Raw genomic sequence first — 24,534 nt, 5'->3', positions numbered from 1 at the left:
CCGGGCAGTGCCCGGCGTTTCTCCAACTCATGTGCCAACCAAGGTTGGCACCCACCGATCAGCTGGATCAGCTGGCCAGCGCCAGGTCGTCCATCATCGCGCGCAGGAAGCGTGCGGCTTCACCACCCGTGGCTGCACGGTGGTCGAAGGTGACCGACAGCGGGATGACCTTGTGCGCTTCCACGCCGCCCATCACCGGAGTCATCTGGTGGCGGGCACGGCCGGCACCGACGATGGCCACGCACGGCGGTACCACGACAGGGGTCGCGTAGCGGCCGGCGAACATGCCGAAGTTGGACAGCGAGATGGTGTAGCCGCTCAGTTCCGAGGCGGCGATCGAACGCGATTCGACCTGCTCGCGCAGGCGATTGACGCCTTCACGGATGCCGCGTGCGTCGAGCATGTCGGCATTGCGCAGGGCCGGCACGAACAGGCCGTCGTCGGTGTCCACGGCGATGCCGATGTCGACCTGGGCGTGCAGGGTGCGGGTCAGCGCTTCGCCATCGAACCAGGCGTTCATCGCCGGCACCTTCTGCGCGGCCACCACGATCGAACGCACCAGGCGCGCGGTGACGTCGTTGCCCGGCAGCCAGGCGTGGATGTCGGCGTCGTCGTTCAGCGTGGTCGGCACGACCTTGCTGTGCGCGTCGGCCATCACGCGGGCCATGTTGCGGCGCACGCCCTTCAGCGGTTCCGGCTGGCCCTTGGCGACCACGCCTGGCGGCTGGGTGCGCATCGGCTTGCCAGCGGCAGACAGCGGGGTGCGGGCTTCGCTCTGCACCGGGGCAGACACCTGCGCCGGGGCCGGTGCGGCATACGCGGCGGCGGCGACCGGTGCCGGGGCGGCGCCGAGCTTGGCGGTGCCATTGGCGGCGGCCTGCTTGACGTCGGCCATGGTCACCGCGCCATCGGTGCCGGTGGCTGGCACGCGGCTCAGGTCCACGCCCAGCTTGCGCGCCATCGCACGCACCGCCGGCACGGCCTTGACGCCACCGACGGCCAGCGCCTGTTCGGCGTGCACGGCATTGGAGCTCTGCATCGCACCGACCACGGTACCGGCGTCATCACGCTCGGCTGCGGCGGGCTTGGCTTCTTCTGCGGCCACCGGTGCGGCGGCAGCGGGAAGCGGCGGCGGCGTCGGTGCAGCGGCCGGCCCCGCCGGTGCGGCGTGACCATGGCTGTGGCCGGTGTCCTGGCCATCGGCGCGCTGCGGCAGGTTCGGGTCCAGTTCGAAGCTGGCCAGCACCGAGCCGGTCGGGATGATGTCGCCGGCACCGCCGGACAGCTTCAGCACCTTGCCGGAGAACGGCGAAGGCACTTCCACCACGGCCTTGGCGGTCTCCATCGAGACCAGCGGCTCGTCCAGCTTGATCACATCGCCTTCCTTGACGAACCACTCGACGATGGTCGCGTCCGGCAGGCCTTCGCCCAGGTCGGGCAGGTTGAAGTTCTTGGTCTGGCTCATTTGCAGTTCTCTTCCAGCAGTTCCAGTTCGCGGGCCGGCAGCCAGCCCGTCGCGCCATTGGCGCGCTCGGACCACCACCACCCACCGTGTTCGTGATGAAGCTTCACCATCTCGCCGCTTTCCACATCCAGCTCGCGGGCGTCGTAGTCGCACAGTGCTTCGGCGCGACCCTCGTCCAGCAGCTGCAACCAGGCGATGGGCGCCCATCCAGCGCGCCCATCGTTGGTGCGTACCCAGGCAAACGCCGGCCATTCCTCGTCACGGACACCTACTTCGACGATCTGGCCGGCGTGGAACCGGAGCGGGTTGGGATACTGGCTGCGGTAAGCCCCCAGAAGGCGGGCCCGCATGTCAGCCGGCCGCCACCGCGCGCTTGGCTGCCGCCACGATCCGCTCAACGCTCGGCAGGTACTTCATTTCCAGGCGGAACAGCGGAATGTGGGTGTCGTAGCCAGTAACGCGCTCGACCGGGGCCAGCAGGTCGTAGATCGATTCCTCGGCCAGGCGCGCGGCGATCTCGGCGCCGAAGCCCGCGGTCTTCGGGGCCTCCTGCACGATCACGCAGCGGCCGGTCTTGGCCACCGATTCGGCGATGGTGGCGAAGTCCAGCGGACGCAGCGTGGCCACGTCGATGACTTCGGCACTGATGCCTTCGCCGGCCAGCTTGTCAGCCGCTTCCAGCGCTTCCTTCACCTGCGCGCCCCAGGTCACCAGGGTCACGTCGGTACCGTCGCGCAGCACGAAGCAGACGTCCAGCGGCAAGGCCTCGCCGTCGTTGACGACCACCTCCTTGTACTGGCGGTAGATGCGCTTGGGCTCCATGTAGATCACCGGATCCGGCTCGCGGATCGCGGCCAGCAGCAGGCCGTACGCACGCTGCGGCGAGGACGGCAGCACCACGCGCAGGCCCGGCACGTTGGTGAAGATCGCCTCGTTGGCTTCGCTGTGGTGTTCCGGCGCGCGGATGCCGCCGCCCCACGGCACGCGCAGCACCATCGGGCAGTGCAGGCGGCCACGGGTGCGGTAACGCAGGCGTGCGGCGTGGCAGACGATATGGTCGACCATCGGGTACATGAAGCCATCGAACTGGGCTTCGGCCACCGGCTTCATGCCCTGCGCGGCCAGGCCAATGGTCAGGCCGGCGATGGTGGTTTCATCCAGCGGGGTATCGAGGATGCGCTCGGAGCCGAAGCGCTGCTGCAGGCCGGCGGTGGCGCGGAACACGCCGCCGTTGACGCCCACGTCCTCGCCCAGCACCAGCACCGACGGGTCGTGCTCCAGCTCCCAGGCCAGCGCCTGGGTGATGGCTTCGATGAGGGTGATCGGCGTGGTGGTCATGCTCTCTTCTCCGCGCGCGACAGCAGCGCTGTCGGCGGCGTTGGTGTGCGCGCCGGGCGCGCCGTTCTTGATCTCATCCATGGCGCTTCTCCAGGGCGATCGCCTGGGCACGCTGGGCCAGCAGGTCCGGCGGCGGATCGGCATACAGGAAGTCGAACATCGCCTCGACCGGCTGCACCGGGGTGTTGAGGTACAGGTTCACTTCCTCGTCCACGCGCGTGCCGCACTCGGCGATCCAGGCGGTTTCTTCTTCTTCGCTCCACACGCCGGCGGCGGTCAGGTACTTGCGCAGGCGCAGCATCGGCTCGCGCTGCCAGGCATCCTTCACTTCGGCGTCGTCGCGGTAGCGACGCGCGTCATCGGCGGTGGTGTGGTCGGACAGGCGGTAGGTCATCAGTTCCAGCACGGTGCCCCCGTCGCCGGCCAGCGCACGTTCGCGCGCCTGCTCCATGGCGGCCAGCACCGCGATCAGGTCGTTGCCGTCCACCTGCAGGCAATGCAGGCCGCCGGCCAGCCCCTTCTGCGCCAGCGTCTCGGCACCGGTCTGGGCCGAACGCGGAACCGAGATGGCCCAGCCGTTGTTGACGATGCACAGGATCAGCGGCAGCTTGTAGGCGCCGGCCGAATTCAGTGCTGCGTAGAAGTCGGTCTTGGAGCTGCCGCCGTCGCCGCACACCGCCACGGCGATCTGCGGTTCCTTGTTGAGCTTGAACTTCAGCGCGGCGCCTGCGGCATGCAGGCACTGGGTGGAGATCGGCACGCAGAACGGGAAGTCCTTGGCCGCATTGCCGCCGTAGTCGTTGCCGCGCTCGTCGCCGCCCCAGTACATCAGCACGTCGTGCGGTCGCACGCCACGCATGAACATCGCGCCGTACTCGCGGTAGGACGGTGCGAACACATCGTCCTTCTGCATCGCAGCGCCGATGCCCACGTGTGCGGCTTCATGGCCCAGGCAGGCGGCATAGGTGCCGAGCTTGCCGGTGCGCTGCAGCGCGATGGATTTGCTGTCGAACGTGCGTACGTACAGCATCTGCTTGAACAGCGGTACCAGGACCTTGGGGTCGCGCAGCGACGCGGGCAGGTCATCGCGGACGAGCTTGCCGTCCGTGTCCAGGTACTGCAGGTATTCGATCTTGAATTCAGCGGCAACCGTCATTGCGTACTGCACCTTCGACAGAGAAGTTACAAATGATATGAATCGCCATGTTAAGGAACGCGTACGGAATAGCCTTCCTGCGCCGCAACACGGCGATTCCCCTTTTTACCCCTGCCGGCGGGTGGGGGGCCAATAACAACAACGTATTCAGTCGTTGCTGCAAAGCATCAGAATACGCCTCTGGCTGACCGCCAGTACAACGGCATGTGGGGTTCCACGCGCAGGCCCGGCATCGGCCGATGCTCCACGGCCAACCGGACGCCCCGGTATGGACGTGGCGGCTGCCAGCATGGCGGCAACGCGCTACCCTTGCCGCCCCCGATCTGGCCGCACCCATGTCCGTCGACAACAACCAACGCGATCTCGAAGCCGGCATCCACACCGACCTGCAGGGGCGCCTGACGTACGGCGGCTACCTGCGGCTGGACCAGCTGCTCAGCGCGCAGCTGCCGCTGTCCAACCCGCCGCACCACGACGAGATGCTCTTCATCATCCAGCACCAGACCTCGGAGCTGTGGCTGAAGCTGCTGGGCCACGAGCTGCGTGCCGCAATCGGCTTCCTGCAGCGCGATGAAGTCTGGCAGTGCCGCAAGGTGCTGGCGCGCAGCAAGCAGGTGCTGCGCCAGCTCACCGAGCAATGGTCGGTGCTGGAAACGCTGACCCCGTCCGAGTACATGGGCTTCCGCGACGTGCTGGGCCCTTCGTCGGGTTTCCAGTCGCTGCAGTACCGCTACATCGAGTTCCTGCTGGGCAACAAGAACGCGCAGATGCTGCAGGTGTTCGAGCACGACGCCGCGGGCCAGGCGCAGCTGCGCACCGTGCTGGAAGCGCCCAGCCTGTACGAGGAGTTCCTGAAGTACCTGGCCCGCTTCGGCCACGCCGTACCGGCTGTGTATGAAAACCACGACTGGACCCAGCCGCACGTGGCCGACGACGCACTGCAGCCGGTCTTCGAGCGCATCTACCAGGACACCGACCGCTACTGGCGCGAGTATTCGCTGTGCGAGGACCTGGTGGACCTGGAGACCGCCTTCCAGCTCTGGCGCTTCCGCCACATGCGCACGGTGATGCGGGTGATCGGCTTCAAGCGCGGCACCGGCGGCTCGTCCGGGGTGGGCTTCCTGGCCAAGGCGCTGGAACTGACCTTCTTCCCTGAGCTGTTCCAGGTGCGCACCAGCCTGCAGGCCGGGCCCCCGTCAGCGCAGGGCTGATCCGTATTCAGCTTGGACCGCGGCCATTGGCTGGATCGTTTCAGATGCAAGTTCAGCGAGCAGGCCGGCACCTGCCTCAAACGGCGTGTATTTGACGTGAACGCCAGAAGTCGGTGATCCTCGCGCGTTGCTCCAACTGCACAGCGGACGTGCTCGTCATCCACCGAACCAGGAAACCCGCATGAGCGTAAACGCCACTGCGAACACCCCAGAGCCGGCCCTGCCGGACTTCAAGACCACGCTGGGCCATCCGCGCCCACTGTGGATGCTGTTCATGACCGAGTTCTGGGAGCGCTTTGCGTTCTACGGCATCCGCTGGGCCTTGGTGCTGTACATCGTCGCCCAGTTCTACAACGGCAACGCCGCCGGTGAAGGCGACGCCAGCCGCATCTACGGTGCCTACCTGGCGCTGGTGTACGCCGCGGCGATCTTCGGTGGCTACGTGGCCGACCGGGTGCTGGGCTACCAGCGTTCGATCCTGACCGGCGCGGTCATCATGGCCGCCGGCCTGTTCATGATCTCGCTGCCGCAGGAGCACATCTTCAAGCTCGGCCTGGCCACGATCATCGTCGGCAACGGCATGTTCAAGCCGAACATCTCGACCATGGTCGGCAAGCTGTACGGCCTGAAGGACGAGCGCCGCGATTCGGGCTTCACCATCTTCTACATGGGCATCAACATCGGCGCGATGATCGCCCCGGTGCTGACCGAGTACCTGGCCCGCAAGGTCTTCGGTACCTCGGAAATGCCGTCGTACAAGGTCGTGTTCATCGCCTCGGGCGTGGGCATGCTGATCTCGCTGGTGTGGTTCTACATCGGCCGTGCCGGCCTGAAGGGCATCGGTGCACCGCCGGCCGGCGCTGAAGGTTTCGGCCGTATCATCATGGTGCTGATCGGTGCCGTGGTCGCCATTCCGATCGCCTACTTCCTGCTGGCCACCGGCGCTACCGCGCTGGCCTGGATCCTGGGCGCGATGTTCACCGCGCTGGCCGTGGTGCTGCTCGTGGAGGGCATCCGCGAGGGCAAGGTGCAGCGCGACCGCGTGATCGCCATGCTGATCATCTTCGCCTTCAACGTGATGTTCTGGATGTTCTTCGAACAAGCCGGCAGCTCCTTCACCTTCCTGGCCGAGAACATCGTCAACCGCCAGTTCGGTGACTGGACCTTCCCGACCGCGTGGTTCCAGTCGGTCAACTCGGTGGCCATCATCACCCTGGCGCCGATCATCGCCTGGATCTGGGTGGCCATGGGCCGCGCCAATCCGTCCATCCCGCGCAAGTTCGGCCTGGGCCTGCTGTTCAACGGCGCCGCCTTCGCGCTGCTGATGTTCGCCCTGTCGCAGATGGTCGTGGACGGCAAGATCCCGTTCTGGACCCTGTTCATGGTCTACGTCATCCAGTCGGTCGGTGAGCTGTGCCTGTCGCCGATCGGCCTGTCGATGGTGACCAAGCTGGCCCCGGTACGCCTGGTCGGCTTCGGCATGGGCGGCTGGTTCCTGTCCACCGGCATCGGCAACAACCTGTCGGGCATCTTCGCCGGCGTGGTCAGTGGTGAAGGCGGCATGACGGTCGAGTCGGCCCTGAAGGGGTATACCTTCGGGTTCTGGGCCCTGATCGGCTCCGGCGTGGTGCTGTTCCTGATCGCCCCGCTGATCAACAAGCTGATGCACGGCGTCAAGTAACGATGAGAGGGTAGAAGGCATGCGCATGAAGCTCGGTGGAGCAGTGGTGGTGGTCTGTGCGGCGCTGATCGGCGCCTGTTCCCAACCGCAACCGCCTGCCGCCGCCGAGCCCACGCAGCCCCTGGATACCCGACCCACCGAGCCACCGGTCGCTGACCCCAGCGAACCGGTGGCCTCGGGCAACACCCCGGTGGCGGCGGACATCGCCGCCATCGCCGGGCTCGGCGCGCAGTTCGACCCGGCCCGCGACCCCGCCGATGACCTGGCCACCGCCAAGGTGGAAGCCCAGCGCGGCAAGAAGCGCATCCTGCTGGAGGTCGGCAATGCCGCCTGCGACCGCTGCCATGCGCTGGATGAGATCGTGGAAGGCAACGGCGACCTGCGCCGCTTCCGCGATGCCCACTACGTGTGGGTAAAGGTCAACGCCAGTGACGAGCAGCCCAACACCGCCTTCTTCGCCCAGTTCCCCGAGATGGAGCGCGACTATCCACGCCTGCTGGTGCTCGATGCCGATGGAAGCCTGCTGGTCTCGCAGGCCACCGGTGAGCTGCGCCGGGGCGAGGCATTCCAGCCTGCGCGGGTGAGCGCCTTCCTGAAGCAATGGGCGCCTGACCGGTAGTGCCGGCCGCTGGCCGGCAGGGTTGTTCGGCACTGATACCGGGTCGCATCCACGCATGGCGTGGATCTACTGTGGGTGCGGTCACATTCCCGGAATCAGCATCTCAATTTCGCTACGCGCTCGCCGCTACCGGCAAGGACTTCAGTCGACATCCCGTCGATGCCCCTTACCGGAACGCCCATGCACAGCGACCATGCCGAACGATTGCCCGAACCCGCCAGTGAGCTGGCCGAGGCCGGAGCAGGCGAGGGCGTGACGCTGCCGCCGCAGGAAGCGCTGCTGGATGACGCCGGCACCGGCGCGGACACCGTTGAACTGGCGCCGCCACGCCACCGCCTGCCGCAGATCGCGTTGCCCGACAACGTGGTGCTGAAGGGCGCAGTGCAGAAGCTGGTCGATCAGAAATCGCGACTGGACGCGCTGGCCGCCGACGGCCAGCTGGCCGGGCTGCTGCCGCCGGAATGGCAGGGCCACGGCGTGCGTGCGATCGAGCTGTCCACCTTCATCCAGGGCGTGCTGCCGTTCCTGCAACCGGGCGAGCGTGGTGAGACCGCGCCCGCGCGCCTGCCGGTGCGCCATGTGTTGGGGGACGACAGCCGTTGGGGCCTGGACGATGTGTCCGAACCGAAATCGCTGGCCTGGTACCTGGCCAGTGATGAGCGCGCCACCGCTGGCAGCAAGGACGTGGCAGAAGCCTACCTGGTGGGGGCACTGGGCCTGGCGTGGATGCAGGAAGGGCGCAGCCGCCTGGGCTTCCTGCGTGCGATGGGCCAGGACAGCCTGGCAGCGCGGGTGACCATGCTGGGCTATCCGCCTGCCAACGAGCTGGCGCTGTACAGCGTTACCGCGCATGGCCAGCAACAGATCTGGTGCGTGCATGGCCGCCGCCGCATGCGCCCGCTGGTGGCGCCCTGGCTGAGCGTGCCGCTGCTGACCGCCTACGGCGTGCCGGCACCGGTGGCGTGGCCGCCCAGCTTCCCCCCGGTGGACCCCGTGGCCGAACTGCTGGCCAGCGCACGCCTGGGGCGCGCGCTGCCCGAAGTGGATCTGGCCAAGGCGGTGGCGAAGATCGCCGAGGACGCCGCCTCCGAAGCCTGGCAGCCGGTCAGCCTGCTGCAGCTCAACACCTGGTCGCCGCGCTGGCACTTCTTCCTGGGCACCTTCGTTGGCCTGCCGTCGCTGCTGTTGGTGGCTGCGGCGCTGGCGTTGCCGGGGGCGGTCGAAGCGGCCACAGTTGCCGCCTCGCTCGGCTTCGCCGGTGGCGCCATCGCGGCGCTGGCCGTGCCGTGGATCCACGCACGGCGCAAGCATCTGAGCTGACCCCGCGCCCCTGGGTCGGATCCCTTTCCGTAGGAAAGGGCTCTGACCCCACCCAAGCCGCACCGGCGTATCGCCATCCATGCAGGGCGCGGATCTACCAATCGCCGCGCTCGGCGTGGTTACACCCCTTCGCCCATCCGCTCCAGGCCATCACCAGCCAGGCGCAGGATCAGCTTCTCCAGCAGCTGCTCCTCCTCCTCGCTCAGCACCGACATCAGCTTGCGGGTGATCTCGATCACCATCGGTGCGATGGTCTCGTACACCTCGAAGCCAGCCGCCGACAGCGCCAGCACCGAGCGGCGGCGATCGTCGCCGTGGGTCTCGCGCTTGATGAAGCCGCGCTCCAGCAGGCGGGCCACGGCGCGGCTGACCGCCACCTTGTCCATCGCCGTGCGGTCGGAGACCTCGCTGGCCGAGGAGCCGGGGTACAGCGCCAGGATGGTGATGACCCGCCATTCGGGAATCGCCAGACCGTAACGATCACCGTACAGCTTGGCGATGTTGCCGCTGACCCGGTTGGACAGCACGCTCAGCCGGTACGGCAGGAACTGTTCCAGGTCGAGCAGGACGTGCGAGGCACGCAGGCGGGTCGAGGCAGGATCGGCGGGGCTCATGTTGCGGTGCACCTTGCTGGTGGTTTCAAGTGTAACTATAAGGGGTAGGTCCAGACCCTGCATTCTCGCCGGGTCCCTACCTGCCCGCACCTGGTTTGTACCGATGCGGTACCGATTCGGAGCCACACCATGAATACCGCAGTCCCGACCGCCTCGCACCCCAACCCCGGCATGCAGGTCACCACCTTCGAGAACCCGATGGGCATCGACGGTTTCGAGTTCGTCGAATTCGCCGCCCCGGCCGGCCGTGGCCAGGAGCTGCACGACTACTTCCGGAAGATGGGCTTCAGCGCGGTGCTCAAGCACAAGCAGCGTCCGATTACCGTCTATCGCCAGGGCGACGTCAACTTCCTGGTCAATGAAGACCCCGATTCGTTCGCCGCCGACTTCGCCGAGAAGCACGGTCCATGCGCCTGCGGCTTCGCCATCCGCTTCAAGAAGCCGGGCCAGGAGGTCTACCAGACCGCGCTGGGCAACGGCGCCGAAGCCATCGCCTTCAAGCCGGACAGCAAGGCGGTCAGCGCCCCGGTCATCAAGGGCATCGGCGATTGCATGCTGTACCTGGTCGACCGCTACGGTGCGGCCGGCAGCATCTACGACGGCGACTACGAGCCGATCGCCGGTGCCGACCTGCACCCGGTGGGCTTCGGCCTGACCTTCATCGACCACCTGACCCACAACCTGTACTTCGGCAACATGCAGCAGTGGTCGGATTACTACGAGCGCCTGTTCAACTTCCGCGAGATCCGCTACTTCGACATCAAGGGCCTGAAGACCGGCCTGGTGTCCAAGGCGATGACCGCGCCGGACGGCATCGTGCGCATCCCGCTGAACGAATCGTCGGACCCGAAGAGCCAGATCAACGAGTACCTGGATGCGTACAAGGGCGAGGGCATCCAGCACATCGCCTGCTTCACCGACAACATCTACGAGACCGTCGAAGCCATGCGCGCGCAGGGCGTGGATTTCCTCGACACGCCGGAGACCTACTTCGACGTGATCGACCAGCGCGTGCCGAACCACGGTGAAGACGTGCCGCGCCTGGCGAAGAACAAGATCCTGATCGATGCCGATCCGGAAACCCACCAGCGCAAGCTGCTGCAGATATTCACCCAGAACTGCATCGGCCCGATCTTCTTCGAGATCATCCAGCGCAAGGGCAATGAAGGCTTCGGCGAAGGCAACTTCACCGCGCTGTTCGAGAGCATCGAGCGCGACCAGATCCGCCGCGGCGTGCTGTAAGGTCATCAGCAGCGCCGGGCCAGTCCCGGCGCCTGTCCATCTGTAGAGCCGAGCCATGCTCGGCTGCTTTCCGTTCCGGTTTTGCCGTATCCAGGAGCCCCCATGTCCAGCGCCATCACCGCCCGCGGCTACCAGTCCGGCTTCGGCAACGAATTCGCCACCGAGGCCATTGCCGGCGCGCTGCCGGTCGGGCAGAACTCACCGCAGAAGGTGGCCCACGGCCTGTACGCCGAACAGCTGACCGGCACCGCCTTCACCGCGCCGCGCGGCAGCAACCGCCGCAGCTGGCTGTACCGGATCCGCCCGGCGGTGACCCATGGCGAGTTCACCCCGTTCGCGCAGTCGCAGCTGCAGTGTGATTTCGGCGCACAGCCGGCCTCGCCGAACCAGCTGCGCTGGAGCCCGCTGCCGCTGCCGGAACTGCCGACCGACTTCGTCGAGGGCCTGTACACGATGGGCGGCAACGGCTCGCCCGATGCACACGCGGGTGTTGGCATCCACCTCTACGCCGCCAACCGCGACATGGTCGGCCGCTACTTTTACAACGCCGATGGCGAGCTGCTGATCGTGCCGCAGCTGGGCGCGCTGCGCCTGCTGACCGAGCTGGGCGTGATCGAGATCGAACCGCAGCAGATCGCGGTGATTCCGCGTGGCGTGCGCTTCCGCGTGGAGCTGCCCGATGGCCCGAGCCGTGGCTACATCTGCGAGAACTACGGCGCGCTGCTGAAGCTGCCCGACCTGGGCCCGATCGGCTCCAACGGCCTGGCCAATCCGCGCGACTTCGAGACCCCGCATGCGGCGTTCGAGGATGTGGATGGCGATTTCGAACTGATCGCCAAGTTCGAAGGCCGCCTGTGGCGTGCGCCGATCGACCATTCGCCGCTGGACGTGGTGGCCTGGCACGGCAATTACGCGCCGTACCGCTACGACCTGCGTCGCTTCAACACCATCGGCTCGATCAGCTACGACCACCCGGACCCGTCGATCTTCCTGGTGCTGCATTCGCCCAGCGACACGCCGGGCACCAGCAACATGGACTTCGCGATCTTCCCGCCGCGCTGGCTGGTGGCGCAGAACACGTTCCGCCCGCCGTGGTTCCACCGCAACATCGCCAGCGAGTTCATGGGCTTGGTGCACGGTGCCTACGACGCCAAAGCCGAAGGCTTCGTGCCGGGCGGCGCGTCGCTGCACAACTGCATGAGCGGCCACGGTCCGGATGCACCGACCTTCGACAAGGCGTCCAATGCCGACCTGTCCAAGGCCGATGTGATCAAGGACACGATGGCCTTCATGTTCGAGACCCGCGGGGTGATCCGCCCGACCGCGCAGGCGCTGGCCGCCGGCCATCGCCAGGGCGATTACCAGCAGTGCTGGAACGGCCTGCGCAACAATTTCCGGTCGTCCCGCTAGGTGGGTAGGTGCCGACCGTTGGTTGGCACGGATCCTGGCCGCATCCACGCGTGGCATGGATCTACCGAACGCGGCCTTCGGTCGGGGCCGACCGCTGGTCGGCCCGGATGGGCAGGAACCTGCGCTTACGCCACTTCGGCGAACGCCTCGCAATGCTCCAGCGGCAACGCCTCCAGCAGGCGCTGTCGCACGCGTTGGCAATAGCCCTCCGAGGTCAGCCCGGGCAGCATCTGCATCGCTGACTGCAGCCGCTGCAGCACCTCTTCTTCCGCACGCGCCTGCTGCAGGTCACGGAACAGTGCTGCCGCCTGCGGGTGGCGCTGCATCTCCAATATGCCCAGCACGTAGATGCGCGCGGCCACCAGCGAGCGGCGACGTTCGATCGCGGGGGCAGCAGGTGTGGCTGCCGGCGGCGTGGGCACCGGCGTTGCCGCGGCTGCGGTCGACGGTGCCGGGGTCGTGGCGCCCGTGCCGGTGCTCAGGTACCCCGCCTGTACCAGCTGGATGACCATCGCCGGTGCTTCATGGCCGAGCAGACCGGTCAGGTCGGCAACGGTGCGCTGGCCGTCGCACAGGATCAGCAGCCGGCGCTGGCGCATGTCCAGCGGCGCGCGGTGGGCCTGCAGCGCGGTTCGGGCGAGATCGGTCTTGCGCGGTTGCATGGAAGGGACGGCCAGGTCGGTGCTCGCCAAGCCTGAACGAAGGCGATGAAACCGCGATGACAATGCAGCATCTGCACGTGTGCTGCGCTAGCGTGCAGCTACCTTCGTGCCAGGGAACCGCACCGATGAAGCACCTTCCGATTGCCGGTCTGTTGTTGCTGTCACTTGCCGCTTGCAACCGCACGCCTGAGACACCTGCTGATGCTCCGGCCAAGGGCGCTACGCCGGCTGCTGCCACAGCTGATGCCGATCTGGCGACCCGGTCGCCGGCCGATCCTCGCACCGACAGCCCGGCGCGGCTGGATGGTTTCGCCGGCGTAAAGCTGGGCGCTGGCATTGCCGAAGTCCGCAGCGGTTTCGGCAAGCCCCTGCAAGGGCTGGGCACCGATGCCGCCGGCAAACCGCTGCTGGCTGACGATGGCAACGATGGCTGTTACTTCCTGCGCCCGCAGGATGCCGAGGACCCGCGCCTGATGATCGAAGGCCGCAAGCTGGTGCGCTACGACGTGCGCAGCGCCGCCATCACCGCACCAGGCGGCGGCAAGGTCGGCATGACCCTGGGTGAGCTGCAGGTGCTGTACCCGGAGCGGGCCGATGTCGGCCCTGACAAGTACGACGAGAAGGCCCAGCACCTGCGCGTTCGCCCGGCGCAGGAGGGCGGGGCGGTGATCGACTTCGCGCTCGGTGCCGATGGCCGGGTGGGTACCTGGCGGGTCGGGAAGACCCCCCAGGTCGATTATGCGGAAGGCTGCGGCTGATCCTTGATCCACGGCCCAGCCCTGCGCGCGGGCCCAGCGTAGAATCGCGCCACGACCGCTGGGGGAGTGCTCGATGATCGCCATTGCCATTGCCTGGTTCCTGCTTGGCCTGCTGCTGCTGGCGCTGGGCGGGGACTCCATCGTCAAGGCCGTGTCCGGCCTGGCCCAACGCTTCGGGGCCACGCCCTTCACTGCGGGCCTGCTGCTGCTCGGGGTAGCCACCTCGTTGCCGGAACTGGCGGTCAACGCGCGGGCACTGGCGGTGGGCCAGCCGGAACTGGCGCTGGGCAATGCGGTGGGCAGCAGCATCGCCAACCTCGGCCTGACCCTGGCCATGGCGGCGCTTGCCGCGCCGCTGCTGCTGCGCGCACGCCTGCAGACGGTGCTGTGGTGGTCGCTGCTGGCGGCCGGCATGCTGCTGATCCTGTTCGGCCTGGATGGCCGCCTGGCGCGTTGGGAAGGTGGCGTGCTGGTGGCCGGCTTCATCGTCATGCAGGTCGTGCTGCTGCGCCGTGGTCGCAGCGAGAACGCCGAGGTGCAGGCGGTCATCGCCGAGTCCGCGCTGAGCCGCACCAGCCTGCCGTTGAACGTGTTGAGGGTGTTGATCGCGGCGCTGGCGCTGTACTGGGGTGCGCGCCTGGTGGTGGGGGCTGCCGCCGACTTCGGTGCTGCGCTGGGCTGGACGCCGCTGCTGGTCGGCCTGCTGCCGGTGGCGATCGGCACCGCGCTGCCGGAAGTGGCCACCGCCATCGCCGCCGCGCGCCGCGGGCATGGCGACATGGTGCTGGGCCACGTACTGGGTTCCAGCGCTGTCAACCTGCTGCTGGTGATCGGCGCGATGGCGGTGCTGCAGCCGCTCGCACTGCCGGCCTCGTTCGTACGCCTGGAACTGCCCGCGTTGCTTGCGTTCGCGCTGGTGCTGTACCCGATGCTGCGCGGTGACCTGAAGGTCAGCCGCGGCGAAGGCGCAATCCTGCTGGTCGCCTTCGTCGGCTGGTTCGTGCTGGAGCTGCTGCTGGTGGGCGCCCCGGCCATGTAGATCCACGCCATGCGTGGATGCGGTTGGTGCCGTGCCGACCAAGGTCGGCACCTACCACCGATCATCCGGTGGGTGCCAACCTTGGTTGGCACTCGCCAAAACACTGCGCCGACCAAGGTCGGCCTCTACCGGATTTACCGGCTCTGTGAACCTTCTTCCTCGCGCACCGGCTCCGGCGGCGGCAGCTGCTCTTCAGCAGCCGGCTCGTTGCCGGGCAGGCTGGGGCGGGTTTCCATCAGCAGCGACAGCGCGGCCTTGGCCATCATGTGTGCGCTGATCGGCGCGGTGATGAACAGGAACACGGTGATCAGCAGCTCGCGCGGCTGCGGGTCCTGGCCGAGGAAGATGTGGTAGCAGACCGAACACACCAGCACGCAGCCCACGCCCAGCGTGCTGGCCTTGGTGGGCGCATGCAGGCGCTTGAAGAACGTCGACAGTTTCACCAGCCCCAGTGCGCCGACCAGGATGAAGAAGCAGCCGAACAGCAGCAGCACCGACAGGGCGATCTGGATGAAGGTGATCATTCGACAATGTCCCGGCGCAGCACGAACTTGCTCAGCACCACGGTGCTGCCGAAGCCGAGCATGGCGATGATCAGCGCCGCCTCGAAGTAGATCGGCGAGTTGAGGTACATGCCGAACAGCATCAGCTCGGCGATCGCGGTCACCGACAGGGTGTCCAGCGCGAGGATGCGGTCGGGCACGGTCGGCCCGCGCAGCAGGCGCCAGGTGGCCAGCAGCATGGCCAGGCCGACCACGTGCATGCACACCACCAGGGTGGTCTGGATGACTTCAAAACCGGTCATGGGAAGATCTCCATCAACGGCGCCTCGTAACGGCGCTTGATCGTATCGATCAGGTCCTGTGGGTCCTCCAGGTGCAGCACATGCACCAGCAGGAACTTGCGGTCGTCACTGAGCGCGGCCGAGACCGTGCCCGGGGTCAGCGTGATCATGCTGGTCAGCGCGGCGATGCCGTGGATGTTGGCGATGTCCAGCGGCAGCCAGATGAAGCCCGGATGGATGTTCTTCTCCGGGCCGAGCACCTGCAGGGCGACGCGGATGTTGGACATCAGGATGTCCCACAGGGTCACGCACAGCAGTTTGGGCAGCGGGCGCAGCGTGCCGATGCGGGCGAACTCGCGGTCCAGGCGTGCGGCGAACAGCGGCACCACCACGCCCAATATCAGCCCCAGCACGATCTGGCCGAGGGTGAAGCTGTCGGACATCAGCAGCCAGAACGCCACCACCATGATGCTGAGCATCGGCGAGGGAATGACGCGGCGGAACAGGGAGCGCTGGGCGGTCATGGCTGGCGGATCTCCGGCGTGGTCGCGCGCAGCTGCTGCACGTACTCGCTGGGGTGCAGCAGCTGTGCAGCGGTGGCGTCGGTGTAGCGCATCAGCGGGGCGGCGGCCAGGGTCATGCCGATGCCGTAGCCCAGCAGGATGCAGGCGGCGTACAACTCGACCCGGCGCAGGCGTGCCTTGCGCGGCTTCGGTGCCTCCGGATCGACCGGCGGCACGCGCCAGAACAGGCGGATACCGCCGCGGGTCAGGCCCATGATCACCAGCAGGCTGCTGACCAGCACCGCGGTCCAGACCGGGCCGGTGTACTGCGCCGGCATGCCGGCCAGCAGCGCGGCCTTGGCCAGGAAGCCGGAGAGCGGCGGCAGGCCGGCCACCGATACCGCACCGATCAGGAACAGCACCGCCGGCGTTTCCTTGCCCGGCATCGGTGCCACCACCTCCTTGCGATCGCTGGCGCCACCACGGCGGCGGCGGATCAGATCGGCAATGAGGAACAGCGCAGCGGCCACGAAGCTGCTGTGCGGCAGGTAATACAGGCCGGCTGACAGCACCTGCGGGGTGCCGACCGAGAAGGCGATGAACAGCGTGGCCGCCGAGACGATCACCAGGTACGAGATCAGCACGCGCAGGCGGGTCGCAGCCAAGGCACCGAGGCCGCCGAGCACCAGCGTTGCCACGCCGGCCCACAGCAGCCAGTCGCGGCCGTAGCCGGCCATCGCGCCCGCGTCATCGCCGAACCACAGCATCTGGATGCGCAGCACCGAGTACAGGCCGACCTTGGTCATGATCGCGAACAGCGCGGCCACCGCCGCCGGTGCGCGCGAATAGGCTTCCGGCAGCCACAGGTACAGCGGCATCAGCGCAGCCTTGGCGCAGAACACCAGCAGCAACAGGCCCATCGTCGCCTTCACCAGGGTCAGCTGCGCCGGCGGCACCTCGGCGATGCGCTGCGACAGCTCGGCCATGTTCAGCGAGCCCAGCGAGGCGTACAGCAGGCCCAGCGCGATCAGGAACAGGGTCGAGGCGGTGACGTTGAACACCACGTAGTGCAGGCCGATGCGCATGCGCAGGCCGCGGCCACCGCTGAGCAGCAGGCCGTAGGAGGCGATCAGCATCACCTCGAAGAACACGAACAGGTTGAAGATATCGCCGGTGAGGAACGCGCCATTGAGGCCCACCAGCTGGAACTGGAACAGCGCATGGAAGTGCGGCGCGCGGCGGTCCCAGCCTGAGCAGGCATGCAGCAGGCAGGGAATGGCCAGCAGCAGGGTGGTCAGCAGCATCCACGCCGACAGCCGGTCGGCCACCAGCGCGATGCCCAGCCGCGACGGCCAGTCACCCAGCAGGTAGACGTTGATGTCACCGCTGGCCGTGCTGGCAAACAGCAGGCCCACCGCCAGCGCCAGCGCCGACAGCGCAGTCCAGGCCACCGCGCGCTGCACCCTGGGGCCGTAGCGACGGTGTTCGACGAACAGGGACAGCGCAGCACCCAGCAGCGGAATCAGGATCGGCAGGATCACCAGATGGTTCATGCGCGGTCCTCGCCCTGGCGCGGCGGCACGCTCTCATCCTGCAGGTCGTCGTCGGGCTCGTGGGCGTCCACGTGGTCGCTGTGGTTGTCGCTGCGGCTGCGCATGGCCAGCACGATGCTCACCGCGGTCATCGCAAACGCGATCACGATCGCGGTCAGCACCAGCGCCTGCGGCAGCGGGTCGGTGTAGTTGCCGAGGTGGCTGTCCACGCCTTCCTGCAGCACCGGCGCCTTGCCCAGCACCACGCGGCCACCGGCAAAGATCAGCAGGTTGGTGGCGTAGGACAGGAAGGTCATGCCGAGGATCACATCGAAGCTGCGCGCACGCAGCAGCAGGTAGATGCCGATGGCGGTCAGCACGCCGATCGCGGTAGCCAGGGCCAGTTCCATCAGTGCATCTCCCCGGTGCGGGCCGAACGGCGTTGCAGGTCGATCTCACCCTTGCGGGCGGTACGGGTACGCGAGGGCTTGATCGTGCCCATCATCGACAGCATCAGCATGGCGCCGCCGAACACCACCAGGTAGACGCCGATGTCGAAACCAATCGCGCTGGCCAGCGGCACGTCACCGATCAGCGGCAGGTGCAGGTCCAGGTGGCCACTGGTCAGGAACGGTACGCCGAACAGCATCGAGGCGCTGCCGCTGAGCAGGGCGATCAGCAGGCCCATGCCGATGCAGCGGATGTAGTCGAAGCCGAAGCGCGATTCCACCGACGCAGTGCCCTGGATCACGTACTGGATCAGCAGCGGCACCGCCAGTACCAGGCCGGCGATGAATCCACCACCGGGCGCGTTGTGGCCGCGCAGGAACAGGAAGATCGACACGGTCAGCGTCAGCGGGAACATGATCTGCGCCAGATCGGCCGGTACCGGCAGCTTGATCGGCGGGCCAGGCATGATCTGCTCCGGGGCCATCCGCGTGCGTCGCAGCAGCGCGTGCACCACCAGCGCGGCGATGCCGAACACGGTGATCTCGCCGAAGGTATCGAAGCCGCGGAAGTCGACCAGGATTACGTTGACCACGTTCTGGCCGTACGCCTCGGGCAGGGCACGGGCGAGCAGTTCGCCGGCCATGGTGTTCGGCGGCAGGGTCATCGCCGAATAGGCCAGTGCGCCGAGGCCGGCGCCGGCGATGATCGCGATCACCGCGTCGCGCCGCTTGCGCCAGCGCGGTCGCTCCGGCCCGGACTGCGCGGGCAGGTAGTTCATGCCCAGCAGCATCAGCACGAGGGTGACCATCTCCACCAGCAGCTGGGTCAGCGCCAGGTCCGGCGCTGACAGGAACACGAAGGTCAGTGCCACCATCAGGCCGACGCCGCCGACCAGCAGCACCGCCAGCAGGCGCTGCTTGTAGACGCGCAGGGTGGCGACTGCACAGGCCATCATCACCAGCCACAGCGCCCAGCCCAGCAGCGGGATCGGCTGCGGCGCGGTCCAGTTCGGCGAGGCCGGGTTGGCCACGAACGGTGCGGCAGCGACCACGATCGCCACCAGCACCAGTCCCAGCAGCATGCGCTGCAGGCTGCCATTGGCGATGCCGTTGGTCAGGCGCATGGCCAGCGCGGAAATCGCATCCAGCTGCGCATGGAACACGTTGCGGCCGGTGGTGCGGGTTTCCACGCCGTGCAGGTTGATCAGCTTGCGCAGGCCGAAGTACAGCGCCACGCCGCCGACCACGCCGATCGCGCTCATCGCCAGCGGCAGGTTGAAGCCGTGCCACACCGCCAGGCTGTACTCGGGCATGGCATTGCCGAGGATCGACGCCGCGGCGGCATGCAGCACCGGCGCCACGGTCAGTGCCGGGGCGATGCCTACCGCCACGCAGATCACCACCAGCAGTTCCACCGGCACCTTCATCCAGCGCGGCGGCTCGTGCGGCACGCGGTCCAGGTCGTGCGGGCCAGGGCCGAAGAAGGTGTCGTGCACGAAGCGCAGGCTGTAGGCCACGCCGAACACGCCGGCCAGCAGCGCGGCGATCGACACCGCGGTGCGCATCGCGCCCGGGCCGCCACCGGCGGTCAGCGCCTCGGCGAACAGCATTTCCTTGGACAGGAAGCCGTTGAGCAGCGGAATGCCGGCCATCGCCAGCGAGGCGATGATCGCCAGCGCGCTGGTGAACGGCATCAGCTTGCGCAGGCCGCCCAGCTTGCGCATGTCGCGGGTGCCGGTCTCGTGGTCGATGATGCCGGCGGCCATGAACAGCGAGGCCTTGAAGGTGGCGTGGTTGAGGATGTGGAACACGCCGGCCACCACCGCCATCGGCGTGGACAGGCCGAACAGCAGGGTGATCAGGCCCAGGTGCGAGATCGTCGAATAGGCCAGCAGGCCCTTCAGGTCGTGCTGGAAGATCGCGTTCCAGGCGCCGATCAACAGGGTCAGCGCGCCGATGCCGCTGACCGTGTAGAAGAACAGGTCGCTGCCGGCCAGCGCCGGATGCAGGCGCGCCAGCAGGAACACGCCGGCCTTCACCATGGTGGCCGAATGCAGATAGGCCGAGACCGGAGTCGGCGCGGCCATCGCGTGCGGCAGCCAGAAGTGGAACGGGAACTGCGCGCTCTTGGTGAAGATGCCGGCCAGCACCAGGAACAGGGCATACGGATACAGCGCGCTGGCGCGGATCTGCTCGCCGGCGGCCAGCACCACGTCCAGGTCGAAGCTGCCGACGATGCGGCCGATCAGCAGCACGCCACCGAGCAGGGCCAGGCCGCCACCGCCGGTGATCACCAGCGCCATGCGCGCGCCTTCGCGGGCGTCCTGGCGGTGCGACCAGAAGCCGATCAGCAGGAACGAGCTGATGCTGGTCATTTCCCAGAAGATCATCAGCAACAGCAGGTTGCCCGACAGCACCATGCCCAGCATGGCGCCCATGAACAGCAGCAGGTAGCAGTAGAAGCGGTGCGCGTTGTCCTGCTGGCTCAGGTAGTAGCGCGCATACAGCACCACCAGTGCGCCGATGCCCAGCACCAGCCCGGCGAACATCCAGGCCAGCCCGTCCAGGCGCAGGGTGAAGTCCAGGCCGATCTGTGGCAGCCAGGGCACCAGGGTGCGGACCACCTGGTCATCGAGTACGGACGGGGTCAGCCAGCCGAGGATGGCCAGCCCGCCCAACGGCGCCAGCGCCGCCAGCCAGGCAGCAGTCGAGCGCGAACTACGGGGGAAGGCCGCAACAGCCGCTGCCATCAGGAACGGCAGGGCCAGCAGCAGGGGCAGGCTGGGGAGCATGCAGGGAATCCATGATTCACGAGCAGGTCAGGGAGGATAACAGGCTGCGAAATGTCGCCGAAACCCATCGAACAGCGATCAATTGCATGTAACGTCCGCTGATTCATTTTTTCTGCGGCGCAGCATCACGTTCCTGCGGTCCCTCGCTGGCTGCCCTCGGGGATCACCCTACGCCCACGCAGGGAGACGGCAGGCCCTGTCGCACAGGGGCTGCCGTCGACGGGCGGGAAGTGGGGAGCGGGTCACCGGCGCAGGCTGGCAGGGCCGCCGTGGAGTGAGGGTGACGGGATCTGCCCGTTCAGGAAACGACGGTCGTTGTCGGCTGCCGGCGTGTCAGTAGCGCCAGTCGAGCTTGCGGTAGAACTTGGCCATCACCCACGCCGGGCCGATCAGCAGGTAGGTCAGGTCGGTCAGGAAGCTGGGCTTGCGGCCCTCGAACTTGTGGCCGATGAACTGTGCGATCCAGGCCACCACGAACACGCCTACCGCCAGCCAGCGCAGGGCCTGCAGGCCGATTTCTGCTTCCAGCAGGCGGCACAGGCAACCGAACACGAAGAACTGGATGAGCATGCCGATGCCCAGCGGGCGCGACAGCTTGTTGTAGAAGCACCAGGCGCTGAACATCGCGAACGCCGACCAGATGCCGTACTGGAACCAGGTGATCAGCGGCGGCAGGCACCACAGCAGGGCCACCACCGACCACAGGATCGCCGGTACTGCCACCACATGGATGCGCTGGTTGATCACATTGCGGTGGTCGTCGGAGTAGCTGGCGAAATAGCGGTCGATCGGCCGCGCAAGCTCGGTGGAGGTCTGCATGCGGCCAGCATACTCCCGCCGGGGCCAGGCGGTGAGGGGCGGCGAATGGTGAGCGACGGGGTGGGGCGCACCGAGTCGAACCGACGGGGTGGGGCCGATGGGTGGGGCCGACCGGGCGGGGCCGATGGGGCGGGACCGACCGGGTAGAGTCGACTGTTAGTCGACTGCTCTTCGTTTCGACGGCGAAAATCCCCGCGCTGCGCGCGATAGTCGACTAACAGTCGACTCTACCCAGTCGACTAACAGTCGACTCTACCCAGTCGACCGTATCGCGGCCGATTTCATCCCAGTCGAACGCATCCCAGCCGATGCACCCCGTCGGCGGCCGCGCCTTCAGAACGCCCCCAGCCTTTCCGGCCGGGGGCGCAGGCGGATCAGTCGACGCTGATCCCGGCCAGGCGCTGCAGCGCCTCGGCGTACTTGGCGCGGGTGCGCTCGATGATCTCGGCCGGGATGGTCGGGCCCGGGGCGGTCTTGCCCCAGTCCAGCGTCTCCAGGTAATCGCGCACGAACTGCTTGTCGTAGCTCGGCGGGCTGGTGCCCACTTCGTACTCGTCGGCCGGCCAGTAACGCGAGGAATCCGGCGTCAGCATCTCGTCCATGATGTACAGGCGGCCATCGGCGTCGGTACCGAACTCGAACTTGGTATCGGCCAGGATGATGCCGCGCTCGCGCGCGTAGTCGGCGGCGAACTTGTAGATGCGCAGGGTGGCGTCGCGCACGCGCTCGGCCAGGTCGGCACCGACTTGCTTCACCATCGCATCGAAATCGATGTTCTCGTCATGGTCGCCGACGGCGGCCTTGGTCGAGGGGGTGAAGATCGGCTCCGGCAGCTGCTCGGCCTGGCGCAGGCCGTCGGGCAGGTCGATACCGCTGACCTTGCCGGTGCGCTGGTAGTCCTTCCAGCCGCTGCCGATCAGGTAGCCGCGGGCGATCGCTTCCACCGGCACCGGCTTCAGCTTGCGGGTGACCACCGCACGCTTGGCGTACAGGGCCGGGTCCACGCCTTCGGGCAGAACGCTGGCCACGTCGATGCCGGTCAGGTGGTTGGGCATCAGGTGCGCGGTCTTGGCGAACCAGAAGTTGGACACCTGGCAGAGCATCTCGCCCTTGCCCGGAATCGGGTCGGGCAGCACCACGTCGAACGCCGACAGGCGATCGGTGGCGACCATCAACAGGTAGTCGCCCGGCGGGGTCCCTGCGGGCAGCCGCTCGCGCGGGATATCGAACACATCACGCACCTTGCCGCGATGGCGCAAGGGCAGGCCGGGGAGATCGGATTGCAACAGCGTGGTTGGCACGGGCACTCCTGGGGCGTTGTCGATACGGCTGCCCAACGGACCCGGCGGGCCCGCTGACCAGCGGGCGGCCTAGTGTAAAGCCGTCCGGGCCCGCTGTGACGTAAAATGAGCATCCATTTCGTCGGCCGCCCCCGGAGCGCCATGCGCTGGTACGGAAAACTGCTCGGATTCATCGCCGGCGCCCTGCTGTTCCGGCCCAATCCGCTGTTTGGCGCGGTGGTTGGCCTGTTGATCGGCCACGCCTTTGACTCGGACTGGTTCCGCCTGAACAAGGAGAACCCGTACCGGGAGCTGGGGCTGACCTCCGAGGCCACTGATGCCGAGGTCGAGCGCGCCTACCGCAAGCTGATTTCCCAGTACCACCCCGACAAACTGGGCGGCGCCGCCCCCGAGCTGCAGCAGCAGGCCGAGCAGAAGTCGCGGCGCATCAACGCCGCCTACGACCGCATCAAGACCCTGCGCAAGCGCTGATTCCAGAGTCCCGCCTGCGGGTGGGAGAACCTTTTCCCCGTTCCGAAGGCCCCGGCCATGTCCAACTGCCTCATCGCCCCGTCCATCCTGTCCGCCAACTTCGCCCGCCTCGGCGAGGAAGTCGACAACGTCCTCGCCGCCGGCGCCGACTGGGTCCACTTCGACGTGATGGACAACCACTACGTGCCGAACCTGACCATCGGCCCGATGGTCTGCCAGGCCCTGCGCAAGCACGGCGTCACCGCGCCGATCGACGTGCACCTGATGGTCGAGCCGGTGGACCGCATCATCCCGGATTTCGCCGAGGCCGGTGCCACCTACATCAGCTTCCACCCGGAGGCGAGCCGCCACGTGCACCGCACCATCCAGCTGATCCGCTCGCTGGGCTGCAAGCCGGGCATCGTGCTCAATCCGGCCACGCCGGTGGACATCCTCGACTGGGTGCTGGATGACCTGGACCTGGTGCTGCTGATGTCGGTCAACCCGGGCTTCGGCGGCCAGGCCTTCATCCCCTCGGCGCTGGACAAGCTGCGCGTGGTGCGCAAGATGATCGACGCCAGCGGCAAGGACATCCGCCTGGAGATCGACGGCGGCGTGAAGGCCGACAACATCGGCGAGATCGCTGCCGCCGGCGCCGACACCTTCGTTGCCGGTTCGGCCATCTTCAACGCCAGGACCAGCTACCAGGACGTGATCGCGCAGATGCGCGCGAACGTCGCTGCGGCAAGGGGCTGAACCATGAGCACGGTGGCCGTGTTGAACATCCGTCCGGCCACCGCGGCCGACGCTGGCCTGATCCTGCATTTCATCCGCGAGCTGGCCATCTACGAGAAGGCCGAGCATTCGGTGCAGACCGACGAGATCGGTATTGCCGAAAGCCTGTTCGGCGCCGATGCGACCGCACGCGCGTTGATCTGCGAAGCCGACGGCGAGGCCATCGGCTATGCCGTGTATTTCTACAACTACTCCACCTGGCTGGGCCGCAAGGGCATCTACCTGGAAGACCTCTACGTCAGCCAGGAAAAGCGCGGCGCTGGTGCCGGCAAGGCACTGCTGAAGTACATCGCGCGCCAGGCCGTGGCCGAGGGCTGCGGTCGCTTTGAATGGTCGGTGCTGGACTGGAATACCCCGGCCATCGAGTTCTACACCGCCGCCGGTGCGAAGCCGCAGGACGAGTGGACCGTGTACCGGTTGCAGGGCCAGGCGCTGCACGATTTCGCCAACGGGTGAGGTGTGTGGTTGGGGCCAACCTAACCCGGTGGGTGCGAACCTTGGTTCGCACTCCCTGCGGACCTCGAAAAAAAAGCCACGCCAATCACTGGCGTGGCCTCGCTGCATGCGTGGGAGGCTGATCCTGCCTCCATCCGT

25 protein-coding genes are annotated in these 24,534 nt (G+C 67.3%); 11 read left to right on the top strand and 14 right to left on the bottom strand.

The features are described 5' to 3' along the window. Positions 1 to 67: 67 nt before the first annotated feature. From ACZK0Z_RS20770 to pdhA, 4 genes are read right to left on the bottom strand one after another with little or no spacing between them, the layout of a single operon-like run. On the bottom strand, positions 68 to 1,465 hold the full coding sequence (locus ACZK0Z_RS20770; protein WP_197632779.1) for a 2-oxo acid dehydrogenase subunit E2: 1,398 nt from the start codon (positions 1,463 to 1,465) through the stop codon (positions 68 to 70). Continuing rightward, positions 1,462 to 1,815, bottom strand: coding sequence for an SH3 domain-containing protein (locus ACZK0Z_RS20765; protein ID WP_197632781.1), 354 nt, complete (start codon positions 1,813 to 1,815; stop codon positions 1,462 to 1,464). The genes ACZK0Z_RS20770 and ACZK0Z_RS20765 overlap by 4 nt, the downstream gene beginning before the upstream one ends. Before the next feature lies 1 nt (position 1,816). Further along, a complete protein-coding gene (locus tag ACZK0Z_RS20760; protein WP_019338598.1) occupies positions 1,817 to 2,884 on the bottom strand; it encodes an alpha-ketoacid dehydrogenase subunit beta in 1,068 nt (355 codons plus the stop codon). Beyond that, a complete protein-coding gene (pdhA, locus tag ACZK0Z_RS20755; RefSeq protein ID WP_197632783.1) occupies positions 2,877 to 3,959 on the bottom strand; it encodes a pyruvate dehydrogenase (acetyl-transferring) E1 component subunit alpha in 1,083 nt (360 codons plus the stop codon). Before pdhA ends, ACZK0Z_RS20760 begins: the two co-directional genes overlap by 8 nt. Before the next feature lie 335 nt (positions 3,960 to 4,294). Here pdhA and ACZK0Z_RS20750 point away from each other — a divergent pair, with 335 nt between their 5' ends. From ACZK0Z_RS20750 to ACZK0Z_RS20735, 4 genes are all read left to right on the top strand, one after another. Then, positions 4,295 to 5,170, top strand: coding sequence for a tryptophan 2,3-dioxygenase family protein (locus ACZK0Z_RS20750; protein WP_197632785.1), 876 nt, complete (start codon positions 4,295 to 4,297; stop codon positions 5,168 to 5,170). A gap of 181 nt (positions 5,171 to 5,351) precedes the next feature. Then, positions 5,352 to 6,851: a peptide MFS transporter gene (locus ACZK0Z_RS20745; protein WP_049428063.1), complete on the top strand. Its 1,500-nt coding sequence runs from the start codon at positions 5,352 to 5,354 to the stop codon at positions 6,849 to 6,851. A gap of 19 nt (positions 6,852 to 6,870) precedes the next feature. Beyond that, positions 6,871 to 7,470 (top strand): thioredoxin family protein, encoded by a 600-nt coding sequence (locus ACZK0Z_RS20740; RefSeq protein WP_049428064.1) that lies wholly within the window; start codon positions 6,871 to 6,873, stop codon positions 7,468 to 7,470. A 180-nt stretch (positions 7,471 to 7,650) separates the two neighbouring features. Beyond that, positions 7,651 to 8,790 carry a hypothetical protein gene (locus ACZK0Z_RS20735; protein WP_197632788.1) on the top strand — a complete coding sequence of 380 codons (1,140 nt, stop codon included), beginning with the start codon at positions 7,651 to 7,653 and terminating at the stop codon, positions 8,788 to 8,790. Between the two features lie 119 nt (positions 8,791 to 8,909). Here ACZK0Z_RS20735 and ACZK0Z_RS20730 read toward each other — a convergent pair whose 3' ends face one another. Continuing rightward, positions 8,910 to 9,404, bottom strand: a complete 495-nt coding sequence (locus ACZK0Z_RS20730) for a MarR family winged helix-turn-helix transcriptional regulator (protein WP_010482680.1) — start codon at positions 9,402 to 9,404, stop codon at positions 8,910 to 8,912. 129 nt (positions 9,405 to 9,533) lie between these two features. Between ACZK0Z_RS20730 and hppD the strand changes: the two genes are divergently transcribed. Further along, the gene (gene hppD / locus ACZK0Z_RS20725) at positions 9,534 to 10,646 is read left to right on the top strand and encodes a 4-hydroxyphenylpyruvate dioxygenase (RefSeq protein ID WP_180849114.1); all 1,113 of its coding nucleotides are present in this window, start codon (positions 9,534 to 9,536) and stop codon (positions 10,644 to 10,646) included. 102 nt (positions 10,647 to 10,748) lie between these two features. After that, on the top strand, positions 10,749 to 12,056 hold the full coding sequence (gene hmgA, locus ACZK0Z_RS20720) for a homogentisate 1,2-dioxygenase (RefSeq protein WP_197632790.1): 1,308 nt from the start codon (positions 10,749 to 10,751) through the stop codon (positions 12,054 to 12,056). Positions 12,057 to 12,181: 125 nt separating this feature from the next. Here hmgA and ACZK0Z_RS20715 read toward each other — a convergent pair whose 3' ends face one another. Then, positions 12,182 to 12,718 carry a hypothetical protein gene (locus ACZK0Z_RS20715; RefSeq protein ID WP_197632792.1) on the bottom strand — a complete coding sequence of 179 codons (537 nt, stop codon included), beginning with the start codon at positions 12,716 to 12,718 and terminating at the stop codon, positions 12,182 to 12,184. 125 nt (positions 12,719 to 12,843) lie between these two features. Here ACZK0Z_RS20715 and ACZK0Z_RS20710 point away from each other — a divergent pair, with 125 nt between their 5' ends. Further along, positions 12,844 to 13,476, top strand: a complete 633-nt coding sequence (locus tag ACZK0Z_RS20710; RefSeq protein WP_197632794.1) for a hypothetical protein — start codon at positions 12,844 to 12,846, stop codon at positions 13,474 to 13,476. A 73-nt stretch (positions 13,477 to 13,549) separates the two neighbouring features. Continuing rightward, a complete protein-coding gene (locus tag ACZK0Z_RS20705; RefSeq protein ID WP_197620082.1) occupies positions 13,550 to 14,515 on the top strand; it encodes a sodium:calcium antiporter in 966 nt (321 codons plus the stop codon). Between the two features lie 134 nt (positions 14,516 to 14,649). On the opposite strand, the gene ACZK0Z_RS20700 is transcribed toward ACZK0Z_RS20705, so the two are convergent. The 8 genes from ACZK0Z_RS20700 to ACZK0Z_RS20665 form a co-directional block, all read right to left on the bottom strand. Further along, the gene (locus ACZK0Z_RS20700) at positions 14,650 to 15,039 is read right to left on the bottom strand and encodes a Na+/H+ antiporter subunit G (RefSeq protein ID WP_049428073.1); all 390 of its coding nucleotides are present in this window, start codon (positions 15,037 to 15,039) and stop codon (positions 14,650 to 14,652) included. Beyond that, entirely contained in the window at positions 15,036 to 15,320 is a 285-nt protein-coding gene (locus ACZK0Z_RS20695; protein ID WP_005411334.1) for a K+/H+ antiporter subunit F, read from the bottom strand. Before ACZK0Z_RS20695 ends, ACZK0Z_RS20700 begins: the two co-directional genes overlap by 4 nt. Continuing rightward, on the bottom strand, positions 15,317 to 15,823 hold the full coding sequence (locus ACZK0Z_RS20690; RefSeq protein ID WP_049428075.1) for a Na+/H+ antiporter subunit E: 507 nt from the start codon (positions 15,821 to 15,823) through the stop codon (positions 15,317 to 15,319). Before ACZK0Z_RS20690 ends, ACZK0Z_RS20695 begins: the two co-directional genes overlap by 4 nt. Next, positions 15,820 to 17,355: a monovalent cation/H+ antiporter subunit D gene (locus ACZK0Z_RS20685; protein ID WP_049428076.1), complete on the bottom strand. Its 1,536-nt coding sequence runs from the start codon at positions 17,353 to 17,355 to the stop codon at positions 15,820 to 15,822. Before ACZK0Z_RS20685 ends, ACZK0Z_RS20690 begins: the two co-directional genes overlap by 4 nt. Next, positions 17,352 to 17,744, bottom strand: coding sequence for a Na+/H+ antiporter subunit C (locus tag ACZK0Z_RS20680; protein ID WP_049428077.1), 393 nt, complete (start codon positions 17,742 to 17,744; stop codon positions 17,352 to 17,354). Before ACZK0Z_RS20680 ends, ACZK0Z_RS20685 begins: the two co-directional genes overlap by 4 nt. Further along, positions 17,744 to 20,575: a monovalent cation/H+ antiporter subunit A gene (locus ACZK0Z_RS20675; protein WP_100443708.1), complete on the bottom strand. Its 2,832-nt coding sequence runs from the start codon at positions 20,573 to 20,575 to the stop codon at positions 17,744 to 17,746. The genes ACZK0Z_RS20680 and ACZK0Z_RS20675 overlap by 1 nt, the downstream gene beginning before the upstream one ends. A 333-nt stretch (positions 20,576 to 20,908) precedes the next feature. Next, complete coding sequence (locus ACZK0Z_RS20670; protein ID WP_021202665.1) at positions 20,909 to 21,394, bottom strand: Mpo1 family 2-hydroxy fatty acid dioxygenase; 486 nt, start codon at positions 21,392 to 21,394, stop codon at positions 20,909 to 20,911. Positions 21,395 to 21,768: 374 nt separating this feature from the next. Beyond that, positions 21,769 to 22,695, bottom strand: a complete 927-nt coding sequence (locus ACZK0Z_RS20665; RefSeq protein ID WP_029379835.1) for a phosphoribosylaminoimidazolesuccinocarboxamide synthase — start codon at positions 22,693 to 22,695, stop codon at positions 21,769 to 21,771. A gap of 141 nt (positions 22,696 to 22,836) precedes the next feature. Between ACZK0Z_RS20665 and ACZK0Z_RS20660 the strand changes: the two genes are divergently transcribed. From ACZK0Z_RS20660 to ACZK0Z_RS20650, 3 genes are read left to right on the top strand one after another with little or no spacing between them, the layout of a single operon-like run. Continuing rightward, entirely contained in the window at positions 22,837 to 23,166 is a 330-nt protein-coding gene (locus ACZK0Z_RS20660) for a J domain-containing protein (RefSeq protein ID WP_005411327.1), read from the top strand. Between the two features lie 57 nt (positions 23,167 to 23,223). Then, positions 23,224 to 23,901: a ribulose-phosphate 3-epimerase gene (gene rpe / locus ACZK0Z_RS20655; protein WP_006474082.1), complete on the top strand. Its 678-nt coding sequence runs from the start codon at positions 23,224 to 23,226 to the stop codon at positions 23,899 to 23,901. A 12-nt stretch (positions 23,902 to 23,913) separates the two neighbouring features. Next, the gene (locus ACZK0Z_RS20650; RefSeq protein WP_132863895.1) at positions 23,914 to 24,396 is read left to right on the top strand and encodes a GNAT family N-acetyltransferase; all 483 of its coding nucleotides are present in this window, start codon (positions 23,914 to 23,916) and stop codon (positions 24,394 to 24,396) included. The last annotated feature ends 138 nt before the right edge of the window (positions 24,397 to 24,534 follow it).

This window comes from Stenotrophomonas sp. 116085_Sma (assembly GCF_056479585.1).
The sequence above is the reverse complement of the archived record's forward strand: the minus strand, read 5'-3'. Positions and strand labels throughout refer to the sequence as shown.

What these genes read in the sequence shown, in the direction of transcription:
- ACZK0Z_RS20730 (WP_010482680.1), bottom strand. Translation starts at nt 9,404, where the DNA reads ATGAGCCCCGCCGATCCTGCCTCGACCCGCCTGCGTGCCTCGCACGTC.
- ACZK0Z_RS20675 (WP_100443708.1), bottom strand. Translation starts at nt 20,575, where the DNA reads ATGCTCCCCAGCCTGCCCCTGCTGCTGGCCCTGCCGTTCCTGATGGCA.
- ACZK0Z_RS20670 (WP_021202665.1), bottom strand. Translation starts at nt 21,394, where the DNA reads ATGCAGACCTCCACCGAGCTTGCGCGGCCGATCGACCGCTATTTCGCC.
- rpe (WP_006474082.1), top strand. Translation starts at nt 23,224, where the DNA reads ATGTCCAACTGCCTCATCGCCCCGTCCATCCTGTCCGCCAACTTCGCC.
- hppD (WP_180849114.1), top strand. Translation starts at nt 9,534, where the DNA reads ATGAATACCGCAGTCCCGACCGCCTCGCACCCCAACCCCGGCATGCAG.
- ACZK0Z_RS20695 (WP_005411334.1), bottom strand. Translation starts at nt 15,320, where the DNA reads ATGACCGGTTTTGAAGTCATCCAGACCACCCTGGTGGTGTGCATGCAC.
- ACZK0Z_RS20700 (WP_049428073.1), bottom strand. Translation starts at nt 15,039, where the DNA reads ATGATCACCTTCATCCAGATCGCCCTGTCGGTGCTGCTGCTGTTCGGC.
- ACZK0Z_RS20705 (WP_197620082.1), top strand. Translation starts at nt 13,550, where the DNA reads ATGATCGCCATTGCCATTGCCTGGTTCCTGCTTGGCCTGCTGCTGCTG.
- ACZK0Z_RS20680 (WP_049428077.1), bottom strand. Translation starts at nt 17,744, where the DNA reads ATGGAACTGGCCCTGGCTACCGCGATCGGCGTGCTGACCGCCATCGGC.
- ACZK0Z_RS20715 (WP_197632792.1), bottom strand. Translation starts at nt 12,718, where the DNA reads ATGCAACCGCGCAAGACCGATCTCGCCCGAACCGCGCTGCAGGCCCAC.
- ACZK0Z_RS20735 (WP_197632788.1), top strand. Translation starts at nt 7,651, where the DNA reads ATGCACAGCGACCATGCCGAACGATTGCCCGAACCCGCCAGTGAGCTG.
- ACZK0Z_RS20690 (WP_049428075.1), bottom strand. Translation starts at nt 15,823, where the DNA reads ATGACCGCCCAGCGCTCCCTGTTCCGCCGCGTCATTCCCTCGCCGATG.
- ACZK0Z_RS20760 (WP_019338598.1), bottom strand. Translation starts at nt 2,884, where the DNA reads ATGGATGAGATCAAGAACGGCGCGCCCGGCGCGCACACCAACGCCGCC.
- ACZK0Z_RS20745 (WP_049428063.1), top strand. Translation starts at nt 5,352, where the DNA reads ATGAGCGTAAACGCCACTGCGAACACCCCAGAGCCGGCCCTGCCGGAC.
- ACZK0Z_RS20765 (WP_197632781.1), bottom strand. Translation starts at nt 1,815, where the DNA reads ATGCGGGCCCGCCTTCTGGGGGCTTACCGCAGCCAGTATCCCAACCCG.
- hmgA (WP_197632790.1), top strand. Translation starts at nt 10,749, where the DNA reads ATGTCCAGCGCCATCACCGCCCGCGGCTACCAGTCCGGCTTCGGCAAC.
- ACZK0Z_RS20740 (WP_049428064.1), top strand. Translation starts at nt 6,871, where the DNA reads ATGCGCATGAAGCTCGGTGGAGCAGTGGTGGTGGTCTGTGCGGCGCTG.
- ACZK0Z_RS20710 (WP_197632794.1), top strand. Translation starts at nt 12,844, where the DNA reads ATGAAGCACCTTCCGATTGCCGGTCTGTTGTTGCTGTCACTTGCCGCT.
- ACZK0Z_RS20750 (WP_197632785.1), top strand. Translation starts at nt 4,295, where the DNA reads ATGTCCGTCGACAACAACCAACGCGATCTCGAAGCCGGCATCCACACC.
- ACZK0Z_RS20660 (WP_005411327.1), top strand. Translation starts at nt 22,837, where the DNA reads ATGCGCTGGTACGGAAAACTGCTCGGATTCATCGCCGGCGCCCTGCTG.
- ACZK0Z_RS20770 (WP_197632779.1), bottom strand. Translation starts at nt 1,465, where the DNA reads ATGAGCCAGACCAAGAACTTCAACCTGCCCGACCTGGGCGAAGGCCTG.
- ACZK0Z_RS20685 (WP_049428076.1), bottom strand. Translation starts at nt 17,355, where the DNA reads ATGAACCATCTGGTGATCCTGCCGATCCTGATTCCGCTGCTGGGTGCT.
- pdhA (WP_197632783.1), bottom strand. Translation starts at nt 3,959, where the DNA reads ATGACGGTTGCCGCTGAATTCAAGATCGAATACCTGCAGTACCTGGAC.